Below are 22967 nucleotides of genomic sequence, written 5' to 3'. Positions count from 1 at the left end.
CTCGTCCGGGCCTGGGTAAGCTCGGCCGAATGGATCGGCGCATACCTGTTCTGGTGGTCGCGGGATTTCTGGGAGCCGGTAAGACCACGCTGCTGAACCATCTGCTGCGGCGACGCGAGGCCCGGATCGGGGTCGTGGTCAACGATTTCGGCGCGGTGAACATCGACGCGATGCTGGTCGCGGGCCAGGTGGACGCCATGGTCTCGCTGGGCAACGGCTGTGTGTGCTGCGCGGTGGACGTGACCGAACTCGACGAGATGTTCGCCCGGCTCGCCGAGCCGCGCCACGGCATCGACGTGATCGTGGTCGAGGCCAGCGGCCTCGCCGAACCCCGCAATCTGATCCGCATGGTCATCGGCAGTGACAATCCGCGCATTCGCTACGGCGGACTGATCGAGGTCGTTGATGCCGAGCATTTCGACGACAGCCGCACCCGCCATCCCGAACTGGCCAGCCATCTACGCCTGGCCGATCTGATCGTTTTGAACAAGGCCGACCGGGTACCGGCCGCGCGGTTGGACGCGGTGCGCGCCGAGATCGAGCGGATCACCGCGGGGGCGCCGGTCTATGCCACCGCGCACGGCCGCATCGATCCCCCGCTGCTGTTCGATGTGCCCGAACGCGGTGAATCGACGGTCGCCCGCCAGTTGTCGTTCGACGAACTGCTCGACGATCACGACCACGACGCCCCCGGCCACCACCATCTGCACGACGGCTACGACAGCGTATCCTTCACCACCACAACCGATCTCGACCCGCGCCGCCTGGTGGGCTTCCTGGAGGATCCGCCGCCGGGGTTGTTCCGCGCCAAGGGCGCTACCGCCTTCGGCGTGGGTGGTGAGAGCCGAAAGTTCCTGCTGCACATGGTCGGCCGGCATGTGGTCTTCGAACCGGCGGCGTGGTCGCGCGGCGAAACCCGCGAAACCCGTGTGGTACTCATCGGATCCGGACTCGATCCGGAATCCGCGACCGCCCGTCTGCACGCCACCGTCCACACCGGACCCGAACCGCTGGACGAACAGGCGTTGCTGCCGGTGTGGCGGTATGTGCCGAGGGACGACACGGATCGGAGCGGCTGAAAATCAGAGCGCGTGAATATCGGGCGCCATCTCGATCAGGCGTTCCAGGCGCGGCGGGGTCCATGGCCCGTCCGGTCCGAGAATCACGTGGTCTATTCCCGTGGCGGCCAGAGTTTTCAGATGCTCCAGCACGGGTCCGTGACCCGCGTCGATATCCAGGGCCGTGGTGACGGTCTTCTCGATCGTGGAATAGTCGCGGCCGATCTCGTCGCACCGGCGCCGCAGCACCGTGAGTTTGTGCGCCAGATTGTCGGCGTAGCCGGTACCGGGGAGGTCGAAGAGATTGCAGGCGTCGGCATATCGCGCCACCAGCGGCAGGGTTTTGCGTTCGCCGCTGCCGCCGATCAGGATCGGCGGATGCGGGCGCTGGATCGAATTCGGTGAATTGAGCGGCCGCGCCAACTCGTAATGGTTGCCCCGAAAGGGCGTCTCGTCCTCGCTCCACATGCGGTGTGCGATCTGCAGGAGTTCCTCCAACTGTTCGAAGCGTCGCGGTAGGCGCGGGAACGGAATGCCCAGACCCTCGGCCTCGAACGTGGTGCGTGGTCCCATCGGTTCCGGGTCGAAGGGCGCCCCGGCGCCGACGCCGAAGATCAGGCGGCCGCCGCTGAGTACGTCGAGGGTGGTCGCGGATTTGATCAGCACGCCGGGGTGGCGATAGGGCACCGCCGTGACCAGGGTGCCGAGCCGGATGCGGTCGGTGATTCCGGCGAGAAATCCCAGCGCGGAGTAGGCCTCGAGCATGGGCGACTCCGGCGGATGCCCGCTGATGCCGATCTGGAAGAAGTGGTCCATCACCCAGAGGCTGTCGATCCCCGACGCGTCGGCGACCTGCGCGAGGTCCGTGACCGCCGAACCGATGCCGCTGCCCGGGATGGGCCAGGAGAAGTCGGTGAGCGCGATGCCGATGTGCACGTATGTCTCCCGTTCACAGTTATTAGCCGGGCAACGACTATAACGTGAGTCGGCTAACGAAAACAATAGCTCTACGCTGAACACACCATGACCGACGACGACTTCCAGACCGCGTTCTGGTCCACCAAACACGCCCTCGCCGTGGCGGCGGCCGCCGCCTACGCCCGGCACGGGGTATACGAGGGCCAGCAGTTCATCCTGCGACAGCTCTGGCAGGAAGACGGTCTGACGCCCGGTCAGGTGGCCAAACGACTCGGTCTGGCGACGCCCACGGTCACCCGGGCGACCACCCGGATGGAAGCGGCCGGACTGGTCCGGCGCGAACCGCATCCCACCGACCGCCGACTGGTCCGCCTGCATCTGACCGCGCGCGGGCGCGATCTCGAGCACGAGATCGAAGCCGAGAGTGCGCGGCTGACCGAACGGGCGCTGACATCGTTCAGCACCGCCGAACGCGCCGCGCTCTTCCGCGCGCTGCGCCGCATCGAAGCGAATCTCACCGACTCCGCGCCCGCCGCCGAGGCGAACCCCGGCCGGCAAGCGCGCTGACTCCGCCGGCCTAGCCGCAGGCGTTGACCCACTCGGACATGCCGTCGGCGAACAGTTGGCGCTTCCAGATCGGCACCTCGTGCTTGATGCGGTCGACCAATTCCGCGCACGTCTCGAATGCCTCGCGGCGGTGCGGCGCGGCGACCGCCACGGTGATCGCGAGATCCCCGACGGTCAGCGCGCCCACCCGGTGCACCGCCGCTACCGGTAGGCCGGCGGATTTGCCGACCTCGGCGCACACCCGGGTCAAGAATTTCTCCGCCTCGGGGTGGGCCGAATACTCCAGGGCCGAAACCGCCTGTCCGCCATCGTGATCGCGGACCTTGCCGGTGAAGACGACGACCGCGCCGTGTTCGGGTCCGGTGACCGCGCGCTCGACCTCGTCGGGCTGCAACGGCTGATCGCTGATGCGGGTGAGCGGGGTGTACTCACTCATGGCGGCCTCCTCCGGCGACCTGGGCCAGCAGATGATCCAGCAACGGTTCCAGGACCGCGATCCCGTCGCGGACCCCACCCGGTGAACCGGGCAGATTCACGACCACCGTAGTGCCGGACAGGCCGGCGACGCCACGGCTCAAGGCGGCCAGCGGAAACGCGGCCGTGCCACGCTGGCGGATCAGCTCGGCCACGCCCGGCAGTTCCCGATCCAGCACCGCCAGCGTCGCCTCCGGAGTGGCATCGGAGGGCGAGGCGCCGGTGCCGCCGGTGGTGATCACCAGTCCCGGCGTGCCGTCGAGTGCGTCGCGCAGGCCGGCCTCGATCTCGGCATCGGCGTAGACCAGCGGTCCGCGCACGGAAAATCCCAGTCCCGCAAGCCAGTCCGTCAGAACCGGACCGGTCTTGTCGACCCTGGTGCCGGCCGCGACGCCGGTCGAGGCGACGACCACGACGGCGGTCCGGGAGCCCTCGGCGTGCACCGCATCGCCGTGGTGGCGGCCGGAGTGCGCGCTCGCGGGCGACTCCGCGTGGTGCTGGGCCGGTCGGGTCTCGGCCGCCGCCTGGTGCGCGTGGTGTCGCCGGTGCCCCGTGGGCACCGCTGCTTGCGGTTGCGGAGGAGTTCCGGCCGAGTGGTGATCGGTGTCCGGCCGTTCCCAATGACCGCGCTTACCACCGTCTTTGGTCAGCAGACGCACCCCGTCCAGGACGGCCGCCGGATCCACCGCCTTCACCATGTCGTGCAGCGTGAGGCCGGCGATGGCGACCGCTGTGAGCGCCTCCATCTCGACGCCGGTGGGGCCCTTCGTCTTCGCGCGCGCTTCGATCGTGATCGCGGACTCGGCGAAACCGAAGCGCACATCCACCGATGACAGCGCCAGCTGATGACACAGCGGAATCAGCTCCGAGGTCTTCTTCGCCCCCGAGATACCGGCGATGCGGGCCGTCGACAGCACATCGGCCTTCGGCAGGTCGTCCGCGCGCACCAGCGCCACCACCTCGGGCGTCGTCCGCAACAGGCCGGCCGCGACCGCCACCCGTGCCGTCTCCGCCTTCGCGCTCACATCGACCATGCGCGCCCGGCCTTCCGCATCGACATGCGACAAAGCCGCGGCATCAGGCAGTTCGTTCACAGTTCGCGCACCCTCACCAGCGAACCGGCCGCCACCATCGTGACCTCGGCCGGAATTTCGATCAGAACATCGGCCTGGGCCATCGCCGCCACCAGATGCGACCCGGGCCCCGAGACCGAACGCACCCCCGCGCCTTCGCGCCGGCCCCGCAGGAACTGGCGCCGCCCCGCCGGGGAACGCACCGAATCCAGCAGCGCCACATCGTAATTCGGTACCGGGGGCAATCCGCTCAGCTGCCGCAGGATCGGCCGGGCGAACACCTCGAACGACACCATCGTGCTCACCGGATTACCCGGAAAACTCAGAATCGGAATCCCGTCGACCACACTGACGCCCTGCGGACCGCCGGGCTGCACGGCCACCGAACCGAACTCGCCGCCGAAGTCGGCCAGCACCTCCTTGACCACTTCGAAATCGCCCTGCGACACCCCACCCGAAGTGAAGACCACATCCGCGGCCGCCGTCGCGACCGACAACTTGCGGCGGAACTCGCCCGGATCGTCACGGCTGTGCGACACGTCCACCACATCGATTCCGTTGGCGCCCAACGCCGCAGCCAGCGCGATGCCATTGGAGTTGTAGATCTGCCCCGGGCGCAGCGCGACACCCGCCGACACCAGCTCGTCGCCCGTCGTCAGGACCGCCGCCCGGATCCGCCGCGCCGCCGTCACCGAGCTGATGCCCACCGCCGCCAGCGCCGCGATCCGATGCGGCGACAACAACGACCCGGCCGCCACCAGCAGCTCACCGCGCCGAATATCGGTACCCGCCTCGCGCACGAAATCGCCCGCGTTGCGGCCGCGTTCGATCGACACCCCGCCGTCGACGGCGCGGGTGTCCTCCACCGGCACCACACAATCGGCGCCCGGCGGAATCGGCGCACCCGTCATCACCTTCACCGCCGCGCCGTCCGGCAATCGGTCCGGGCCGCCCTGACCGGCGGCCACCACACCGGCCACCGGCAGCGTCACGGGCGTCACCGCCACCGACTCCGCCCGGACCGCATACCCGTCCATCCCCGAATTGCGGAATACCGGCAGATCCAGCGGCGACCGCACATCCTCGGCCAGCATCCGCCCGCGCGCCCCGTGCAATGCCAACTGCTCCACCTGCCGTGTCGCCAGCGGTCGCAGCAACTGTTCGATCCGCTCCCGATGATCCTCGACGGACCGAGCCACAGTCTTGGCGGGCTGACTCATAGACGTCAGCCTAGCTGGGTCTTTGGCCTCCGCTCCGCTCCGGCGGGTCTCGGCCCCCTGGGCCTCGATTTTTCACTCCTCCGCTCAATCGCTGCGCTCCCTCGCTCCGTCGCTGCGAAATCGAGGCGGGCCGAGACCTTCGGGGTTCACCGTTGCGGGGGCGCGGACTGGGTGATCGGCCTCCGCGTTCACCTGCTCGGGGGTGCTCGGCTACCTCACAGGTGGTGACTTGCGGGACGTGAGGTGGGGGTGGCCCCCATAATGGAGGAGTGACCGTCGTTCTCATGGGGATTCCCGCCGTCCGGGGCGGGCGGCCCTCGCTGGACGGACGGCCCGGCACGGACCTGCTCGTCGACAGATTCGGTCGCACGGCCCGGGATCTGCGAGTGTCGATCACCGAAAAGTGCTCGTTGCGTTGCACGTACTGCATGCCGGAGGAGGGGTTGCCGGCCATTCCGGCCGACGAACTGCTCTCGGCCACGGAGATCGTGCGGCTGGTGGAACTCGCGGTGCGTCGGCTGGGTGTCCGCGAGGTGCGCTTCACCGGCGGCGAGCCGCTGATGCGGCGCGATCTCGAGCAGATCGTCGCCGGATGCCATGCCGCCGTTCCCGACACACCGCTGGCGATGACCAGCAACGGCATCGGGCTGGAACATCGCGCGCGCGGGCTGGCGGCTGCGGGGCTCGGCCGGGTGAACGTCTCGCTCGATACCGTCGACCCTGCCGGGTTCGCCCGGCTCACCCGCCGCGACCGGCTCGGTTCGGTGCTGACCGGCATCCGCGCCGCCCATGCCGCCGGCCTCTACCCGGTCAAGGTCAACGCCGTCCTGATGCGCGAAACACTCTCGGGTGCGGTCGATCTGCTGCAATGGTGCCTGAACGAGGGATGCGAACTGCGCTTCATCGAGGAGATGCCGCTCGACGCCGATCACGAATGGGCGCGGACCAACATGGTCACCGCGGCCGAACTGCTCGACGTTCTCGGCACGGCCTTCACTCTCACCGAGGCCGGGCGCGCCGACCCGTCCGCCCCGGCGGAGACCTGGCTGGTGGACGGCGGTCCGGCCACGGTCGGCATCATCGCCTCCGTCACCCGCCGATTCTGCGGCGACTGCGACCGCACCCGCCTGACCGCCGACGGCATGATCCGATCCTGCCTGTTCAGCGACCAGGAATACGATCTGCGTTCACTGCTGCGCGCCGGCGCGAGCGACGACGAACTGGCGCAGCTGTGGCGCGGCGCGATGTGGAACAAATGGGCCGGGCACGGCATCGATGCCGCCGATTTCGTCCCCCCGGAACGCACGATGGGAGCCATCGGTGGTTGAGGTCAGATATTTCGCCGCGATCGCCGACGCGGTCGGCAAATCCAGCGAACATCTCGACCTGCCCGAGTCGGCAACGGTCGGTGATCTGCGCACGGCGTTGCGCTCGGCCTACGGCGCCGACGTGGATCCGATGCTGAAGGTCTGTGCCTATCTCGTGGGCGAGGAACTCACCCGCGACGACAGCACGCGCCTGACCGCCCGCGTCGACGTCCTACCACCGTTCGCGGGCGGCTGACGCGGATCAGCTCTCTTTCCACCACGTGTCCAGCGGCGACACCGGAACGGTGCGCTTGTGCCGGGTGTTGCGGTAGATCTCCTCGACGCGCTCGGCGACCTCCGGTGAGACGTCCTTACCCTCGAGGTAGTCGTCGATCTGGCTGTATTTCAGGCCCAGCGCCTCTTCGTCCGGCAGGGCCGGGCGGTCGTCTTCGAGGTCGGCGGTCGGGACCTTCTGCCACAGCTGTGGCGGCGCGCCCAGCTCCTGCAGCAGCGCCGCACCCTGCCGCTTGGTCAGGCCGGTCAGCGGAGTGATGTCCACACCACCGTCGCCGTACTTGGTGAAGAATCCCGTCACCGCTTCGGCGGCGTGGTCGGTGCCCACGACCAGCAGATTCAGCTGTCCGGCAACCGCGTACTGGATCACCATGCGTTCGCGGGCCTTGATATTGCCGCGGACGAAATCGCGCAACCGGGCCTGGTCGCCGAGCAACTCGCGCACCCCCTCGGCGGTGGCGGCCGCCACCGCGTCGGCGCCCGGTTTCACATTGACCTCGACCGAGCGATCGGGCCGGATGAAATCCAGTGCCACCTCGGCATCCTCGGCATCGGCCTGAGTGCCGTAGGGGAGCCGGACCGCGACGAACGTCGCCTCCCGGCCGCGGGCCCGCAGTTCCTCGGCGGCGAGCTGGCACAGTTTGCCGGTCAGCGTGCTGTCCTGACCACCGCTGATGCCGAGAACGAAACCCGTTGCCGGGGTGGAACTCAGATAGTCGGCCAGGAATTGGACCCGGCGCCGCACCTCGACCTTCGGCTCGATCTCGGCCGTGACACCCAATTCGGCGATGATCTGTTCGCGCAGATTCCCCATGGGGCCCCACTCTACTGGGCGGGTGCCACGAGTGCGCGCACCACGTTTTCCCAGTGGTCGGCGATCTGTTCGGGCCGATAACCCAGGACCCGCAGTTGATGCAGAACCAGGCCGGCGTCGAGGATGGCCAGCAGTGTGTCGGCCGTCAGCGCGATATCGCCACCCACCTCGAGCTGCCGAAGCAGCAGCGAGACATGAGTTTTCGAGATGTTGTACGGCGCGCTGGCGTAGCGGCCGGATTCGTCGGCGGCGCGGCGCATTTCGCCCTCCACCTCGATGCCGGCCAGGCGGGCGCGTCCGTAGGCGATCAGCCGCTGCAGCGGCGGAGCGCCCGGGCCCAGTGGCGGCGGCCCGAACATGAACGCCGCCTGCAGTTTCTGCTCGGACTGGTCGAGCAGCGCCAGCATGAGACCGGAGCGATTGCCGAATCGACGGAACACGGTGCCCTTGCCGACGCCCGCGCGTCTGGCGACGGCGTCCATCGTGACGCCGTCGGCGCCGAATTCGCGGACCAGTTCCTCGGCGGCGTCGAGCAGTAGTTGCCGATTGCGTACGGCATCGCTGCGCTCGGAGTGTTCGGCCACCGGCAGCGCGGTGGTGATCGCGGACGGCGGCAGTTCGATGGCCACGGCCTCCAGCGGCAGCGTGCCGGGACGTGGCGCCGCGGGGAAGACCGGATCCGAGGCGTGCGGATCGGACGAATGGGACGAATTCGATGGCGGCGAATCCGGAGTGTCGCAGTTCACAGTTCGGTTACCCCATGACCCGGGAATGAAAGCGGACCGTAGTCCGGTTAACGTGTCGTGAAAGCGGAAGCCACCGCCGCCCCACCGCACAAGGAGTGATCATGTCACAGACTCGCATTCTGGCTCTCGTCGGCAGCTTGCGTGCCGGTTCGATCAACCGGCAGCTGGCCGAGGCCGCCGCCCAGACCGCACCGGAAGGTGTCGAGGTCGATATCTACGACGATCTCGGGAATATTCCTTTCTACAACGAGGACATCGACGTATCGGGTCAGGTGCCCGCGCCGGCGCAGGCGCTGCGTGATGCCGTCGCTGCCGCCGACGCGCTGGTGCTGTTCGTTCCCGAATACAACGGCACCATTCCGGCCGTGCTCAAGAACGCCATCGACTGGGCCTCCCGCCCCTACGGCGCGGGTTCCATCAAGGGCAAGCCGGTCGCCGTGATCAGCGCCTCGATCAGCCAGAACGCCGCGAAGTGGGCGCACGGTGACACGGTGAAGGCGGTCGGGGTGGCCGGTGGCGCCGTCGTGGAGAGCGCGCACCTGCACTTCGGCACCATCGGCCAGCGCTTCGGCGAGGCTCATCCGCGCGAGGACGCCGAGGCTCTGACCCAGCTCGCCGCCGCGATCACCGAACTGGTCGCCGCGCGGGAATCGGTCAACGCCTGAGCGTGAGGCGGTAACCGGCTCGAGCTTTCGAGGGGTCGCACCCGACGGTGCGGCCCCTCGGCGGCGTTGGGGCGGTCATCGGCCGGGCGACGTGACGAGCGTCCTAACGGCCGTGGCATACGGCTCTATAGGATATGAAAACCATTTCCACTAGGAGGTCGTCATGAAGGTGCGGAACTCGCTGCGTTCATTGAAGGACAAGCCGGGCGCCCAGGTGGTGCGACGCCGTGGCAAGACCTATGTGATCAACAAGAAGGAGCCGCGGTTCAAGGTCCGCCAGGGCTGATCCGGCCCAGCGCCGACACGCCGGACAAGACTGGCGGGGTGCCGCGTTCGTTCTCTGGAACGGGCGCGGCACTCGCCTGTTTCGGGCGTGTCGCAGTGGGCATGTTGAGGTCCGCGTGACCGATGTGACCAAAGGTGGCAGTGGGTTTGCTGAGAAAGAGCTGGACATGAAATCGTGATCTGCGCCACTGTCGTGTCGGGTTGCGAATCGACTGTCCTGGTACTTACCGCCGTCGAATTTCATCTTTGTGGTTCGCAACATGTCGTGTCGTAGGAAACTGTCGGCCACTAGGTGTAGTGTCTTGAGCGCTGGAAGGAGAGACGAACTCCGAGCCGATCATCACCGTGTGATCGCCGGTGGTGCCCCTACTTCCAGGGGTTTGCGCAGTACCAGATGGATCGTGCTCAGTACGGATGCTCACAGCAGATGGCGTACCGATTCAAGGCTGCATCGGATAAGGCAAGGAGAGAGGGTCACCCATGAGTATCACGGTCTACACCAAGCCCGCTTGTGTCCAGTGCAACGCCACCTACCGCGCGCTCGACAAGGCCGGTGTGGAGTACGACGTCGTCGATATCTCCGAGAACCCCGAGGCCCGCGACTACGTGATGGCGCTGGGATATCTGCAGGCCCCCGTCGTCGTCGCCGGCGACGAGCACTGGTCCGGTTTCCGCCCGGACCGCATCAAGTCCCTGGTGACCGCCGCGGCCTGATCCGCTTCGGTCACCGTTCGTCCGATGTGGGAAGGGGGAGTGGGATGGCTGGGTTGTCCGGGGAAGGGACCCAATCGACGCCCGCTCTGGTCTACTTCTCGAGCGCTTCGGAGAACACGCACCGCTTCGTCGAACGGCTGGGTTTGCCGGCCGTTCGCATTCCGCTCCACACCGCCGATTCGCTGCGCGTCGACACGCCCTATGTGCTGATCTGCCCCACCTACGGTGGCGGCCGGCACGTGTTCGACGCGCAGCGCGGCGAGGGGGCAGCCGGGCGTTCGGACAAGGAATTCGTCCCCAGGCAGGTGGCGAAATTCCTCAACGATCCGCATAATCGTGCGCTGTTGCGCGGGGTGATCGCGGCCGGCAACACGAACTTCGGCGATACGTATTGCTATGCGGGAGAGGTGATCTCGCGCAAATGCGGGGTGCCGTACCTGTATCGCTTCGAACTGATGGGAACCGCCGAGGACGTCGAGCGCGTCCGAGAGGGATTGGGATTGTTTTGGCAACGACAACAGCACCGGCCGGAAAGACGGCCCGCCTAGAGCGCCCGGTCAGCACCGAGACCTCGACCGAGGGCTTGGACTATCACGCGCTCAACGCGATGCTGAATCTGTACGGACCCAACGGTGAGATCCAGTTCGACAAGGATGTCGCCGCCGCCCGGCAGTACTTCCTGCAGCATGTCAACCAGAACACCGTCTTCTTCCACAACATGGACGAGAAGCTCGATTACCTCGTGGAGGAGAACTACTACGAGGCCGAGGTACTGGATCAGTACAGCCGGGCCTTCGTGAAGCAGCTCTTCGATCAGGCCTACGCCAAGAAGTTCCGGTTCCCGACCTTCCTCGGCGCCTTCAAGTACTACACCTCCTACACGCTGAAGACCTTCGACGGAAAGCGCTATCTGGAGCGGTTCGAGGACCGGGTCTGCATGGTCGCGCTGACCCTGGCCGCCGGTGACGAGATCCTCGCGCAGCAGCTCGTCGACGAGATCATCGACGGCCGCTTCCAGCCGGCCACCCCCACGTTCCTGAACTCGGGCAAGAAGCAGCGCGGCGAACCGGTCTCGTGCTTCCTGCTGCGCATCGAGGACAACATGGAGTCCATCGGGCGCTCCATCAACTCGGCGCTGCAGCTGTCCAAGCGAGGCGGCGGAGTCGCGTTGCTGCTGAGCAACATTCGCGAGCACGGCGCGCCGATCAAGAAGATCGAGAACCAGTCCTCCGGCGTCATCCCCATCATGAAGCTGCTCGAGGACTCCTTCTCCTACGCCAATCAGCTCGGCGCGCGCCAGGGTGCGGGCGCGGTGTACCTGCATGCGCACCACCCCGACATCTACCGCTTCCTCGACACCAAGCGGGAGAACGCCGACGAGAAGATCCGCATCAAGACGCTGTCGCTGGGTGTGGTGATTCCCGACATCACCTTCGAGCTGGCGAAGAAGAACGAGGACATGTACCTGTTCTCGCCCTACGACGTCGAGCGCATCTACGGTGTGCCGTTCGCCGACATCGACGTCACCGAGAAGTACTACGAGATGGTCGACGACAAGCGCATCCGCAAGTCGAAGATCAACGCCCGCGAGTTCTTCCAGACCATCGCCGAGCTGCAGTTCGAATCCGGTTACCCCTACATCATGTTCGAGGACACGGTGAACCGGGCCAACCCGATCAAGGGCAAGATCACCCACTCCAACCTGTGCTCGGAGATCCTGCAGGTCTCCACGCCGTCGGTGTTCAACGACGACCTGTCCTACGCGAAGGTCGGCAAGGACATCTCCTGCAACCTGGGCTCGCTCAATATCGCCAAGGCCATGGACTCACCGGATTTCGGGCAGACCATCGAGGTCGCGATCCGGGCGCTGACCGCGGTCTCGGATCAGACCCACATCTATTCGGTGCCCTCGATCGAACAGGGCAACAACGAATCCCACGCGATCGGCTTGGGCCAGATGAACCTGCACGGGTATCTGGCGCGCGAGCGGGTCCACTACGGATCCGAAGAAGGTGTGGACTTCACCAACATCTACTTCTACACCGTCGCCTACCACGCGGTGCGGGCGTCCAACAAGCTCGCCATCGAGCGGGGCAGGGCCTTCGGTGGTTTCCCGGAATCGAAGTACGCCAGCGGCGAGTACTTCGACAAGTACACCGAACAGGCTTGGGAGCCGAAGACCGACCGCGTGCGGGAGATCTTCGCCGAAGCGGGCGTGCACATCCCGACTCAGGAGGACTGGCGCGAGCTGAAGGCCTCGGTCATGGAGCACGGCATCTACAACCAGAACCTGCAGGCGGTGCCGCCGACCGGGTCGATCTCCTACATCAACCACTCCACCAGCTCGATCCACCCGGTGGCATCGAAGATCGAGATCCGCAAGGAAGGCAAGATCGGCCGCGTCTACTACCCGGCTCCCTACCTGACCAACGACAATCTGGACTACTTCGCCGACGCCTACGACATCGGCTACGAGAAGATCATCGACACCTACGCCGCGGCCACCCAGCATGTGGACCAGGGCCTGTCGCTGACGCTGTTCTTCAAGGACAGCGCCACCACCCGCGACGTCAACAAGGCCCAGATCTACGCCTGGCGCAAGGGAATCAAGACCCTGTACTACATCCGCATCCGGCAGATGGCGCTGCAAGGGACTGAAATTGAGAATTGCGTTTCCTGTATGTTGTGATGTGTAGCACATAGACGACTCGATGCGGGGGGTTCGATGGGTAAGCCGAAAGACGGTGTCATCTACGGAGTTCGCCTCCGCACCGAGTACGACTATCGCTATATAGGGTTGACGACGAAGTCGGAGCATGTACGGCTCCGGCAACACCTCAAGGAAGCCGGTGCAGGTCGCAAGACGCCGTTTTACGACTGGCTGCGCAAACAGGACCGAGATGCCGTCATTGCGGATGTGCTGGACTGGGTATACGGCCTCCAGGAGCTGGGACGCGCTGAGATCGCGTGGATCGCTTATCTACGGAAAGAAGGTCAGCCACTACTCAACCTTTGCGAGGGCGGACTGGGGCCAGTTGGTGTGATCTGGACCGCGGAAATGCGGGAGGCCGCGCGGATTCGGTCGACCGGCCGTCGGGGTGTGAGTCGTTTCGGCGAAGAGAATCCGTTTTTCGGGCGTACGCATTCGGCGTCGCAGCGTGCGAAATGGTCGATGGAACGCAAAGGCTCTTTTCAGAATGAAGCGAATCCCAACTTCGGGAAGTTCGGCGCCGCGCACCCGGGATTCGGCCATGCTATGTCGGAAGAATCGCGTCGGCGTCTTTCGGAGATGCGCAGGGGGGCAGGAAATCCGAACTTCGGGCGGACAGCCAGTGCCGAGACTCGGGCGAAGATGTCCGCCGTCCGGAAGGGTCGGCCGATGCCCTCGAGTAGGCGCAGTGCTCATACGCGGTATCACACGAACAAAGGCGTCTTCAAGGATGCGTGCCGATACTGCGACGAGGATGCCGCCAAAACCAACGACGAGTGAAGCGGCGACTGGTTTCAGCGGTTCGGCAACGCAGCCCGCTGAGGTGTAACCTGCATGCCAGGCGTTGTACGCCCGCGCGATGATCAGGCGACGGTGCAGGTTATCGCGGGTGCCGGGTGGCGCGGAAATTCTCTGACGGTGAAGTGCTGGCGATGAGGAGGTGGGTGGCTGTGCGTAGCGAACCCCCGAGTCGAAGGCCGCGCGGCGCCGTCCTCCTGTTCTGCCGGTAGAGCTTTCGGTGGCGAGGTCGGTGCCTCGCGGTGTGATCCGTGACCCCGTACCCACTCGCAGTATGCCGAGGTTCTGTCATGTCGACCGATCTGTTCTTTGCCGCGCCCGCACGCCCTGATGTCCCGGATGACGGACACGTGGCGACCCCTGTGCCGGCCGATTCGGCGGTCTGCGGTGCCGCCACCGCCGAAACGACTGTCGCCGAACAGCATTCGGATCACGTCTCGCTTCGCGACCTCATCGACGACCGCCGCGTCGACGCCGCGCTGAACTGGCTGGACGACCACGCCCCGCATCGGATCGCCGACGAGCTCGCGCGCATGGACGCCGTGCACGCCGGCATCGCGTTCCGGCTGCTCGACAAGGACCGGGCGCTGGCGGTGTTCGAGGAGCTCGAGCCGGTCGACCAGCAGCAGATCCTGTCCGGAATGCGCGATCAGAGCTTCCGGGAACTGGTCGAGGGCATGGACCCCGATGATCGGGCCCGGATGCTGCGCGAGGCCCCCGCGACGGTCGCGAAGAAGGTGCTGGCCGGGCTGAGCCCGCGCGAACGCCGGATGACCGCGGCGCTGCTCGGCTATCCCGAGGGTTCGGTCGGTCGCTATATGACGCCGGAAGTCGTTGCGCTGCACTGTGATCTGACCGTCGAACAGGCGCTGCGGGTGGTTCGCGCCAAGGGCGCGCACGCCGAGACCGTGTACACCCTGCCGGTGGTGGACGGCGGTCGCCGGCTCACCGGCGTGGTCGAGATGCGTGAACTCGTCCTCAGTGATCCCGCCACGATGCTGACCGAACTCGTCGTCACCGCACCGGTTTTCGCCCGGGCGACCGATGCCGCGGAGAAGGCGGCGCGGCTCATGCGCGAGACCAACCTGATCAACCTGCCGGTCGTCGACAGTGAGGATCGGCTGGTCGGACTGCTGACCATCGACGACGCGGTCGAGGTCATCGAGGCCGCCGACAGCGAGGATATGGCGCGGCAGGCCGGTGCCAGCCCCTGGTCCGGGCACTATATGGCCGCCGGTGTATTCCAGCTGGCCCGCTACCGCGCGATGTGGTTGCTGTTGCTGCTGGTCGCGGCCACCCTGACGGTCACGGTCACCGACGCGTTCGAGGCGACGCTGGCCCAGGCCGCGAATCTGGCGCTGTTCATTCCGCTGCTGATCGGCGCGGGCGGCAATGCCGGTGCGCAGGCGGCGACCTCGTGCGTGCGGGCCTTGGCCGTCGGCGAGGTGCGGGTATCGGATCTGCTGAAGGTCATTTGGCGCGAATGCCGGGTCGGATTGGTGCTGGGCTCGATGCTCGCGGTGGTCGGCACGGTCATCGGCGCGGCGTTCGTCGGCGCGCAGATCGCACTGGTCGTCGGCATCACCCTGGTGATCATCTGTGGCTGGGCCGCGACCATCGGCGGCACGATGCCGTTGCTGGCCAAGAAATTACGCATCGACCCGGCGGTCATCTCCGCGCCCATGGTGACGACGCTGGTCGATGCGACCGGGCTGATCATCTACTTCACGACCGCGAAGCTCGTACTGGGGATCTGAGCCGGAACCGCGCACTTCGGGAGCAGATGCGGGGCACCCGGCGAGGTTGGCGTCGAACAGGTACCGAATGGCTTTCTATCGGTAGCAAGCCATACTCCCCGCCGGTGAGACTGTCTCCACGCGAAGTGATCGAGGCGGAGTGCCTCGACTCCGTGGCTGGAGAAAGTGGGAAAAGAACATGGGGACATACGTTTTGGTGCCCGGCGGTTGGAAGGGTTCCTGGTCGTTCGAGGCGGTGGTTCCGCTCCTGGAGCGAGCCGGTCACACCGTCCACGCCCTGACCCTGACCGGTCTGCGGCCGGACGACGACGCCGCCACGGTCGCGACGACCACCCTCGACACCCACGCCGGCGACGTCGTGCGGTTCCTCGACCGCGCCCACCTCACCGGCGTGACGCTGGTCGGTCACAGTTACGGCGGAATGGTGATCGCCGCGGCCGCCGACCGCGCCGGCGGCCGGATCTCCCGCCTGGTGCATCTCGACGCGTACGTCCCCCGCGACGGCGAATCGTGCTGGTCCGCAACGAACGACTACTTCCGCGAGGTCCTCGCAGCGGGCGCCGCGACCACCGGCTACGCCGTCCGCCCGCCCGGCAACGGCGACCCCCGCCGCCGCCCCCACCCCCTCGCGTCCTTCATGCAGGCGATCCGGCTCACCGGCGCGTTCGCCCGCGTCCCGCGCCGAGAGTTCGTCTACTGCTCGGGCTGGGAAGACCGCACCCCCTTCGCCGACCTCCGCACCCGCCTGAAGGCCGACCCCGAATGGCTGGTGCACGACCTCCCCACCGGCCACGACGCCATGCACGAGGCCCCACAGGCCGTAGCCGAACTGCTGCTCGGCGAGTGAGGGCGGCTCGTTCGGATCGCTATGGCAAACTCTCGGCATCGTTGCTGCGGTCTTGGCGGCGGCAGTAGCCTGTGCATCGCGCGCTCGTCATTCGCTCTCGGCCGCGGTGTGGAACTTCCCACCCCGGAACGCATTTGCCCAGGACATGGGAGACACAAGCCCTTGTGCTGTGCTGAGCGGAGGCCCACTAGGAGTAGTGTCCGAGCGTACAATGACCGGCGAAGCGGGAAGGGTGAGTGAGCGGGCGTGAAGCTGATCGATCGAGTGTCTGCGATCAACTGGAATCGGGTGCCCGACGAGAAGGATGCCGAGGTCTGGGACCGGCTCGTCGGCAACTTCTGGTTGCCGGAAAAGGTTCCGGTGTCCAACGACATTCCGTCGTGGAACACGCTGAACGCGCACGAGAAGCAGTTGACCATGCGCGTGTTCACGGGTCTGACCCTGCTGGACACCATTCAGGGCACGGTCGGTGCGGTGAGCCTGATTCCGGATGCGCGGACCCCGCACGAAGAGGCGGTGCTGACCAATATCGCGTTCATGGAGTCGGTGCACGCCAAGAGCTACAGCTCCATCTTCTCCACGCTGTGCTCCACCCGTGAGATCGACGATGCCTTCCGCTGGTCGGAGGAGAACCCGAATCTGCAGCGCAAGGCCGAGATCGTGCTCGAGTACTACCGGGGCGACGAGCCGCTCAAGCGCAAGGTGGCCTCCACCCTGCTGGAGAGCTTCCTGTTCTACTCCGGTTTCTACCTGCCGATGTACTGGTCCTCGCGCGCCAAGCTCACCAACACCGCCGACCTGATCCGCCTGATCATCCGCGACGAGGCCGTGCACGGGTACTACATCGGCTACAAGTACCAGAAGGGTCTCGAGGATCTCACCCAGCCCGAGCGTGACGAGCTCAAGAACTACACCTTCGAGTTGCTGTTCGAGCTGTACGAGAACGAGGTCGAATACACCCAGGACCTCTACGACGAGGTCGGCCTCACCGAGGACGTCAAGAAGTTCCTGCGCTACAACGCCAACAAGGCGCTGATGAACCTCGGCTACGAGGGTCTGTTCCCGCGCGACGAGACCGACGTCAACCCGGCGATCCTCTCGGCACTGTCCCCGAATGCCGACGAGAACCACGACTTCTTCTCCGGCTCCGGTTCCAGCTACGTCATCGGCAAGGCGGTCAACACCGAAGACGAGGACTGGGAGTTCTGAGTTTCGCTCTCGCGTGACGAACCCGGGCGTATCGCATTGCGTACGTCCGGGTTTCGCGTATGTGGGGAGGCTCCGTGTGCCGGCCGGCCCCTGCGGCGGATGGAGCCGTTCAGTGCCTCGTCGGATCGAGAGCTTCCGCGCACGTGGTCAGGTCTCGGTGCAGGCGTTCGGCGTCGCCTGCGGGCAGGGCCGCGATCATCCGGCCTTCGACCTCCGCGACGACGTGACTGGCCCGTGCGAGCAGGCGGGCGCCCTCGTCGGTGAGCCGAGTCGGTAAGGCCCGCCCGTGCGGTGCGGCCGACGGACGTGCGAGGAGACCGCGATCCTCGAGTCCTTGCAGCACCGTATGCATGGACTGGCGTGTGACGAACGTGCCGCGAGCCAGTTCCGCGGCGGACAGGCCCGGTCGCTGCCCCAGCAATTCGAGGCATGAGTATTGCGGCACGCTCAGGCCCAGCGGCCGCAGGGCGGTATCCATGGCGCCGCGCAGGGCCGCGGCGGCCTGTTTGAGGACATAGCCCACGGACGAATCGAGATCCACCTTCTCTTGCGACATGTCAGGATTCTGACATACTCTTCTATGTCAGAACCCTGACATAGAAGGAGAAGCTCATGTCGACTGTCACCGGACCCGACTTCATCGCCCTGCAGGTGCGTGATGTGAATGCGGCGGCCGAGTTCTACGAGACGCATCTCGGATTGCGCCGCGCTCCGGCGAGCCCGCCCGGTGCGGTCGTATTCGACACGGCCCCGGTATCTTTCGCGGTGCGGACGCCGCTGCCGGGCGTCGATCTCGATGCCGTCGCGCCGCGCCCGGGCGTGGGGGTCGCACTGTGGCTGCACGCCGGCGACGCTCAGCAAGTGCACGATCATCTGGCCGCGGCTGGAATCTCGATCCTCGCCGCACCCATGGACGGGCCCTTCGGCCGAACCTTCACCTTCGCCGATCCCGACGGATATGCCGTCACCATTCACGACCGCGCCTGAGGTGGGCGACATCCCGAGGGCTCCGCGGTCGACAATCGGATGGCGGCAACAGGTGGTAGTCGAGGCTGAGTCGCTGTGCGCAAGCGCTTCGACGTTGTCCGCGTCACTGAGGGGCTCGGGGTGGGCAGAGGCTCCGGTCGCTGCCGACATCTGGGATCGGTCAAGTGCGCTGGGGGGGAAGGAGATTCGATGCGCGGCCGGGTTCGGTATCGTCGGTGGCTCGGTCGATCCGTTCGGTCAAATCGGCGTAGTCGACCGGGATGGTCGTGTCGACGACGACGAGCGGGACGAGTCCCAAGGGCGTGGCCTGGTCCGCCCAGAGGTCCCAGTGCGTGCTCAGACGCTCGTTGTCGTGGAAGAAGTCGGCACGGCGCCGTCGCGTGTAGCGGGCCCTCGCCACCGCCGCCGGCGCGTCGCACCAGACTTCGACGGCCCGATCCGCGCCGACCTTCTCGATACCGGCGCGGGCGAATTCCCGGTCGCGCGGTACGAACCACCAGGAATCGATGACGACCGAGGTGGGGCTGGTCCGGGCCAGCGACCAGACCGCGTCCATCGCGACACCGCCCAGATCCGGGAGGCCGGCGGGGTCGTCGACGCAGGCCGCCAACGCCTCCTTGACTGTGTCCTTCGAGAGGAATCGGGCGCCCAGGACCCGTGCCAGCGCCTGTCCGACGGTCGATTTGCCAGCGCCCGGAAGGCCGTTCACCAGCACGAGAAGTCTTCCCACCCGTCCCATCATGACGTGCCCGGACGGGGTACGGCCCGGATGCGGTGGGTCGGGTGTCGATCGGGCCGACCGCTCGGTATCATTCGAATATGTGTTCGAGTTCCGGTGAGGGTGTGTCGTCGGAGCGGGCGGCCGAGGGGTTCTCCGGCCGGGCGCCGCGACGGCTTCCGGACGGTGTTCCGCGGACCGAGGGGACCGAACCGCAGCTGCAGTATCCGAACGAGGCCGGCTATTACTACCGGGTGCTCGTGCAGCCGCCGAAACCGGTGTGGGTGCGATTGGACGCGATTCTCATCCGCGATCCGGGCGCGCCCAAGCATGTCAACGGGGCGGGGCTGGATATGACGGGGGAGCGGCCGGGGACGCTGACGCACTGGGTGCCCTCGTTCAGCGGCGAGTGGCTGGGCCGGGTGAATTTCTCGGTCTGCTACGCGGACGGGCGGGCGCCGCTGCATCTCACCGACCAGTTGGTGCCCGCCTACGCGCTCCGCCCACGCGCGGCCGCCGACGATCCGCGCCGACCACCGGCGGGCCGGCCGAACACGTCGTCGCGTATCGAGCGACGGGCGGGTGACGCGGACGGTCGTTGAACCGCGGCCCGACGCGTGCCGCATCGGCGACGGCGTGTCATCGGCTCAGTCCGTCACATACCCGTTGAGCGTCTTGCGCAGGTCGTCGAGGATCGCCCGCGCCGCGGTGAGTCCGCAACCGTGCCAGAGGTCGTCCTCGACGGCGAAATCGCGTTTGTCGACGATCGCGCCGAGCTTTTTCCAGTCGTCGCTCTTCATCACTGATTCGCCGTGGCTCTTACCGTCGGGGCCGTCGAACATCAGATAGATGATGTCGCCCTCGATCTTGTTGCGGTCGCTCTCGGTGGCGAGGCTGTCCACCGTGAACGAGCGATCGCGCTGGGCGCCGGGGCGCTGCACGCCGGCGTCGGCGAGTACCTGTCCCGCGAACGTGTCGGTGCCCTGGACCTGAATATCCTTGGGGGAGAAGCGGATCACCGACGCCTGCGACAGGTTGGCGGCGATCGAGGCCCCGGTTTCGCGGGCGTCCGTGCGGTAGTCCGCGAGCGCCTTCGCCCCGGCCGAACCGCGGCCCAGGGCCTCGGCGTAGGCGGTGAAATCGTCCTGCCAGCCGCGATGGCCGACCAGCACGGTGGGGGCGATCCCGCGCAGCGCGGCGAGATCCCCGTCACCCGCGGCGCCGAGAATCAGATCCGGTTGCAGCGCGGAGATTTTGGCCGTGTCCACCGCGCCCGAGGTCCCCACGCTCGGGATCTTCAGGACACCGGTACCCAGATAGTTCGGCTGCGGTGCCGGTCCGGCCGGGGTGGTCGCACCGACGACCCGCTCCCACAGGCCCACCGCGCAGACCGCGTCCAGCGCCGCGGTATCCAGCACGACAATGCGTTTCGGATCCGCGGGCACCTGGGTCCCCGCCACCGTGTGGGTGCCCGACGCCTGGTCGGGGGCGCTGGGCAGCGCGCAGGCGCGGGTGGTGTCGCGCTCGATGCCGACCACGCTCGCGCCGGCGATATTGGTGGTGGTCCGGACGATCGAACTCGCCGCGTCGTCGCCCCCGGTCCCGCAGCCGGTGACCAGGACGGCCACGGCGCCCACGGCCGCACCGCCGAGCGCGAGCCGGCGCGCACTGGTGCGCTTGCGGGTCTTGGGCTTTCGGGTGGAGACGCGTTCGCTCACCGGCATGCAGCGTAGGGTACATGCGCCCACGTGCGGGATGAGTGCGGCACCGTCCGCGCGGCGAATACGACACAGAGTAGGACCCCGTCGGACGCCTGCGACGCCACGGTTTACGATGCCTCTAGCGCAAGCCACCGTCGTTTCGTCATGCGCCGGAACGCACGAGCGTGCGAAACGAGCAGAAGGCACACCTTCAGGAGGATCAGTGACTGCTGTAGAGCCCCAGCCAGTCCCCAAGCTGGAAGCGACACGGCCGTATCCGGCACGACTGGGCCCGAAGGGTTCGTTCATCTACAAGGCCGTCACCACCACGGACCCGAAGGTCCTCGGTGTGATGTACCTGGTGACCGCGATGTCGTTCTTCATGATCGGCGGTCTGATGGCCCTGCTGATGCGTGGTGAGCTCGCTCGTCCGGGTCTGCAGTTCCTGTCGCCGGAGCAGTTCAACCAGCTGTTCACCATGCACGGCACGATCATGCTGCTGTTCTACGCGACCGCGATCGTGTTCGGCTTCGCCAACATCGTGCTGCCGCTGCAGATCGGTGCGCCCGACGTCGCCTTCCCGCGTCTGAACGCGTTCAGCTACTGGCTGTATCTGTTCGGCGCGACCATGGCGACCGCGGGTTTCATCACCCCCGGTGGCGCCGCCGACTTCGGCTGGACCGCCTACACCCCGCTGTCGGACATCGTGCACTCCCCGGGTGTCGGCGCCGACCTGTGGATTCTGGGTCTGGCCGTCTCCGGTCTGGGCACCATCCTCGGTGGTGTCAACATGCTGACCACCGTCGTCTGCCTGCGCTGCCCGGGTATGACCCTGTTCCGGATGCCGATCTTCACCTGGAACATCGCCGTCACCAGCGTCCTCGTGCTGCTGGCCTTCCCGCTGCTGACCGCCGCGCTGATGGCGCTGGCCTACGACCGTCACCTGGGCGGCCACATCTACGACCCGGCCACCGGTGGTTCGCTGCTCTACCAGCACCTGTTCTGGTACTTCGGCCACCCCGAGGTGTACATCATCGCGCTGCCGTTCTTCGGCATCGTGTCCGAGATCTTCCCGGTCTTCAGCCGTAAGCCGATCTTCGGTTATACCACCCTGGTCTACGCGACCCTGGGCATCGCGGCGCTGTCGATCGCGGTGTGGGCGCACCACATGTACGCCACCGGCGCGGTGCTGCTGCCGTACTTCTCGTTCATGACCTTCCTGATCGCGGTTCCGACCGGTGTGAAGTTCTTCAACTGGATCGGCACGATGTGGAAGGGGCAGCTGACCTTCGAATCACCGATGTTGTTCTCGGTCGGCTTCCTGGTGACCTTCCTCTTCGGTGGTCTGTCGGGCGTCATCCTGGCCAGCCCGCCGCTGGACTTCCACGTGTCCGACACCTACTTCGTGGTCGCGCACTTCCACTACGTGCTCTTCGGCACCATCGTGTTCGCCACGTTCGCGGGTATCTACTTCTGGTTCCCGAAGATGACCGGCCGCATGCTGGACGAGCGCCTGGGCAAGTGGCACTTCTGGGCCACCATGGTCGGCTTCCACACCACCTTCCTGGTGCAGCACTGGCTGGGTAACGAGGGTATGCCGCGTCGCTACGCGGACTACCTGCCGACCGACGGTTTCACCACCCTGAACACGATCTCCACGATCGGCGCCTTCATCCTCGGTGCCTCGACGCTGCCGTTCATCTGGAACGTCTTCAAGAGCTACCGCTACGGCGAGGTCGTGACCGTGGACGACCCGTGGGGTTACGGCAACTCGCTGGAGTGGGCCACCACCTGCCCGCCGCCGCGGCACAACTTCTACGAACTGCCGCGGATCCGCTCCGAGCGTCCGGCGTTCGAGCTGCACTACCCGCACATGGTGGAGCGCATGCGGGCCGAGGCGCACGTGGGCTGGGGCTCGAAGTCCCAGCACGTGGCCGAGCTCGAGAAGGTGTCGAGCTAGTACGCATCGAGTAGCGAAGTCCCGGCGCGGCGGCCGTCCAGTGCGACGGTCGCCGCGTTCGGCGTTTCGGGGGGTGCCGCGCCGGGCGGGGGATGCCGGCGGTGCCTCCGGTGACCGGTGCGCGCCGGTGGCCGCACCCGACCTGA

At 66.7% G+C, this 22967-nt stretch carries 25 protein-coding genes; 16 read left to right on the top strand and 9 right to left on the bottom strand.

Going from position 1 to position 22967, the window contains the following annotated elements; translation table 11 throughout:
- Window positions 1–29 precede the first annotated feature (29 nt).
- Window positions 30–1079, top strand: a complete 1050-nt coding sequence (locus NMI01S_RS21350) for a CobW family GTP-binding protein (protein WP_062999710.1) — start codon at window positions 30–32, stop codon at window positions 1077–1079.
- Between the two features lie 3 nt (window positions 1080–1082).
- Here NMI01S_RS21350 and NMI01S_RS21345 read toward each other — a convergent pair whose 3' ends face one another.
- The gene (locus tag NMI01S_RS21345) at window positions 1083–1994 is read right to left on the bottom strand and encodes an LLM class F420-dependent oxidoreductase (RefSeq protein ID WP_062999708.1); all 912 of its coding nucleotides are present in this window, start codon (window positions 1992–1994) and stop codon (window positions 1083–1085) included.
- A gap of 87 nt (window positions 1995–2081) precedes the next feature.
- On the opposite strand from NMI01S_RS21345, the gene NMI01S_RS21340 reads away from it, so the two are divergent.
- The gene (locus NMI01S_RS21340; RefSeq protein WP_062999706.1) at window positions 2082–2543 is read left to right on the top strand and encodes a MarR family winged helix-turn-helix transcriptional regulator; all 462 of its coding nucleotides are present in this window, start codon (window positions 2082–2084) and stop codon (window positions 2541–2543) included.
- Window positions 2544–2553: 10 nt separating this feature from the next.
- Here NMI01S_RS21340 and NMI01S_RS21335 read toward each other — a convergent pair whose 3' ends face one another.
- Genes NMI01S_RS21335 through NMI01S_RS21325 form a run of 3 tightly spaced genes read right to left on the bottom strand, consistent with a single transcriptional unit; the run spans window position 2554 to window position 5310 of the window.
- The gene (locus tag NMI01S_RS21335; RefSeq protein ID WP_062999704.1) at window positions 2554–2979 is read right to left on the bottom strand and encodes a molybdenum cofactor biosynthesis protein MoaE; all 426 of its coding nucleotides are present in this window, start codon (window positions 2977–2979) and stop codon (window positions 2554–2556) included.
- Window positions 2972–4051, bottom strand: a complete 1080-nt coding sequence (gene moaCB, locus NMI01S_RS21330; protein ID WP_062999990.1) for a bifunctional molybdenum cofactor biosynthesis protein MoaC/MoaB — start codon at window positions 4049–4051, stop codon at window positions 2972–2974. Before moaCB ends, NMI01S_RS21335 begins: the two co-directional genes overlap by 8 nt.
- 56 nt (window positions 4052–4107) lie before the next feature.
- Window positions 4108–5310, bottom strand: a complete 1203-nt coding sequence (locus NMI01S_RS21325; protein ID WP_062999702.1) for a molybdopterin molybdotransferase MoeA — start codon at window positions 5308–5310, stop codon at window positions 4108–4110.
- Between the two features lie 269 nt (window positions 5311–5579).
- Between NMI01S_RS21325 and moaA the strand changes: the two genes are divergently transcribed.
- Together moaA and NMI01S_RS21315 are read left to right on the top strand one after the other, a co-directional pair.
- Complete coding sequence (moaA, locus tag NMI01S_RS21320; protein ID WP_062999700.1) at window positions 5580–6638, top strand: GTP 3',8-cyclase MoaA; 1059 nt, start codon at window positions 5580–5582, stop codon at window positions 6636–6638.
- Window positions 6631–6873, top strand: coding sequence for a MoaD/ThiS family protein (locus NMI01S_RS21315; protein WP_062999698.1), 243 nt, complete (start codon window positions 6631–6633; stop codon window positions 6871–6873). Before moaA ends, NMI01S_RS21315 begins: the two co-directional genes overlap by 8 nt.
- Before the next feature lie 6 nt (window positions 6874–6879).
- Here NMI01S_RS21315 and nadE read toward each other — a convergent pair whose 3' ends face one another.
- Both nadE and NMI01S_RS21305 read right to left on the bottom strand, forming a co-directional pair.
- Complete coding sequence (gene nadE / locus NMI01S_RS21310; protein WP_062999696.1) at window positions 6880–7725, bottom strand: NAD(+) synthase; 846 nt, start codon at window positions 7723–7725, stop codon at window positions 6880–6882.
- 11 nt (window positions 7726–7736) lie between these two features.
- Entirely contained in the window at window positions 7737–8348 is a 612-nt protein-coding gene (locus NMI01S_RS21305) for a TetR/AcrR family transcriptional regulator (RefSeq protein WP_439956289.1), read from the bottom strand.
- A 224-nt stretch (window positions 8349–8572) separates the two neighbouring features.
- Between NMI01S_RS21305 and NMI01S_RS21300 the strand changes: the two genes are divergently transcribed.
- The 9 genes from NMI01S_RS21300 to nrdF all read left to right on the top strand — a co-directional run bounded on the left by NMI01S_RS21300 (window position 8573) and on the right by nrdF (window position 17456).
- Window positions 8573–9136 (top strand): NAD(P)H-dependent oxidoreductase, encoded by a 564-nt coding sequence (locus NMI01S_RS21300; protein WP_062999694.1) that lies wholly within the window; start codon window positions 8573–8575, stop codon window positions 9134–9136.
- 163 nt (window positions 9137–9299) lie between these two features.
- On the top strand, window positions 9300–9422 hold the full coding sequence (gene ykgO, locus NMI01S_RS21295) for a type B 50S ribosomal protein L36 (protein WP_062999692.1): 123 nt from the start codon (window positions 9300–9302) through the stop codon (window positions 9420–9422).
- A 479-nt stretch (window positions 9423–9901) separates the two neighbouring features.
- The gene (locus NMI01S_RS21290; RefSeq protein ID WP_039780008.1) at window positions 9902–10135 is read left to right on the top strand and encodes a redoxin NrdH; all 234 of its coding nucleotides are present in this window, start codon (window positions 9902–9904) and stop codon (window positions 10133–10135) included.
- A 44-nt stretch (window positions 10136–10179) separates the two neighbouring features.
- Complete coding sequence (gene nrdI, locus NMI01S_RS21285; RefSeq protein ID WP_051756104.1) at window positions 10180–10683, top strand: class Ib ribonucleoside-diphosphate reductase assembly flavoprotein NrdI; 504 nt, start codon at window positions 10180–10182, stop codon at window positions 10681–10683.
- A gap of 35 nt (window positions 10684–10718) precedes the next feature.
- The gene (gene nrdE, locus NMI01S_RS21280; protein WP_218021080.1) at window positions 10719–12824 is read left to right on the top strand and encodes a class 1b ribonucleoside-diphosphate reductase subunit alpha; all 2106 of its coding nucleotides are present in this window, start codon (window positions 10719–10721) and stop codon (window positions 12822–12824) included.
- Between the two features lie 36 nt (window positions 12825–12860).
- Window positions 12861–13625 (top strand): NUMOD3 domain-containing DNA-binding protein, encoded by a 765-nt coding sequence (locus NMI01S_RS34305; RefSeq protein WP_084513111.1) that lies wholly within the window; start codon window positions 12861–12863, stop codon window positions 13623–13625.
- A gap of 308 nt (window positions 13626–13933) precedes the next feature.
- Window positions 13934–15400 (top strand): magnesium transporter, encoded by a 1467-nt coding sequence (mgtE, locus tag NMI01S_RS21275; protein WP_084513110.1) that lies wholly within the window; start codon window positions 13934–13936, stop codon window positions 15398–15400.
- 178 nt (window positions 15401–15578) lie between these two features.
- Window positions 15579–16247 carry an alpha/beta fold hydrolase gene (locus NMI01S_RS21270; RefSeq protein ID WP_062999688.1) on the top strand — a complete coding sequence of 223 codons (669 nt, stop codon included), beginning with the start codon at window positions 15579–15581 and terminating at the stop codon, window positions 16245–16247.
- Window positions 16248–16493: 246 nt separating this feature from the next.
- A complete protein-coding gene (nrdF, locus tag NMI01S_RS21265; RefSeq protein WP_030515669.1) occupies window positions 16494–17456 on the top strand; it encodes a class 1b ribonucleoside-diphosphate reductase subunit beta in 963 nt (320 codons plus the stop codon).
- Between the two features lie 109 nt (window positions 17457–17565).
- Here the strand turns inward: nrdF and NMI01S_RS21260 are convergent, their stop codons facing one another.
- Entirely contained in the window at window positions 17566–18012 is a 447-nt protein-coding gene (locus NMI01S_RS21260; RefSeq protein WP_062999686.1) for a MarR family winged helix-turn-helix transcriptional regulator, read from the bottom strand.
- A 56-nt stretch (window positions 18013–18068) separates the two neighbouring features.
- Between NMI01S_RS21260 and NMI01S_RS21255 the strand changes: the two genes are divergently transcribed.
- Window positions 18069–18443: a VOC family protein gene (locus NMI01S_RS21255; RefSeq protein WP_062999684.1), complete on the top strand. Its 375-nt coding sequence runs from the start codon at window positions 18069–18071 to the stop codon at window positions 18441–18443.
- 160 nt (window positions 18444–18603) lie between these two features.
- Here NMI01S_RS21255 and NMI01S_RS21250 read toward each other — a convergent pair whose 3' ends face one another.
- Entirely contained in the window at window positions 18604–19173 is a 570-nt protein-coding gene (locus tag NMI01S_RS21250) for a P-loop nucleotide/nucleoside kinase family protein (RefSeq protein ID WP_167669921.1), read from the bottom strand.
- A gap of 89 nt (window positions 19174–19262) precedes the next feature.
- On the opposite strand from NMI01S_RS21250, the gene NMI01S_RS35555 reads away from it, so the two are divergent.
- Window positions 19263–19763: a hypothetical protein gene (locus NMI01S_RS35555; protein ID WP_063920800.1), complete on the top strand. Its 501-nt coding sequence runs from the start codon at window positions 19263–19265 to the stop codon at window positions 19761–19763.
- 45 nt (window positions 19764–19808) lie between these two features.
- Here the strand turns inward: NMI01S_RS35555 and NMI01S_RS21240 are convergent, their stop codons facing one another.
- Window positions 19809–20885, bottom strand: a complete 1077-nt coding sequence (locus tag NMI01S_RS21240) for an ABC transporter substrate-binding protein (RefSeq protein ID WP_062999680.1) — start codon at window positions 20883–20885, stop codon at window positions 19809–19811.
- A gap of 199 nt (window positions 20886–21084) precedes the next feature.
- Between NMI01S_RS21240 and ctaD the strand changes: the two genes are divergently transcribed.
- Complete coding sequence (ctaD, locus tag NMI01S_RS21235) at window positions 21085–22821, top strand: aa3-type cytochrome oxidase subunit I (RefSeq protein WP_062999678.1); 1737 nt, start codon at window positions 21085–21087, stop codon at window positions 22819–22821.
- The last annotated feature ends 146 nt before the right edge of the window (window positions 22822–22967 follow it).

The organism is Nocardia mikamii NBRC 108933 (genome assembly GCF_001613505.1).
In the GTDB taxonomy this organism is placed as follows: domain Bacteria; phylum Actinomycetota; class Actinomycetes; order Mycobacteriales; family Mycobacteriaceae; genus Nocardia; species Nocardia mikamii.
The sequence above is the reverse complement of the archived record's forward strand: the minus strand, read 5'-3'. Positions and strand labels throughout refer to the sequence as shown.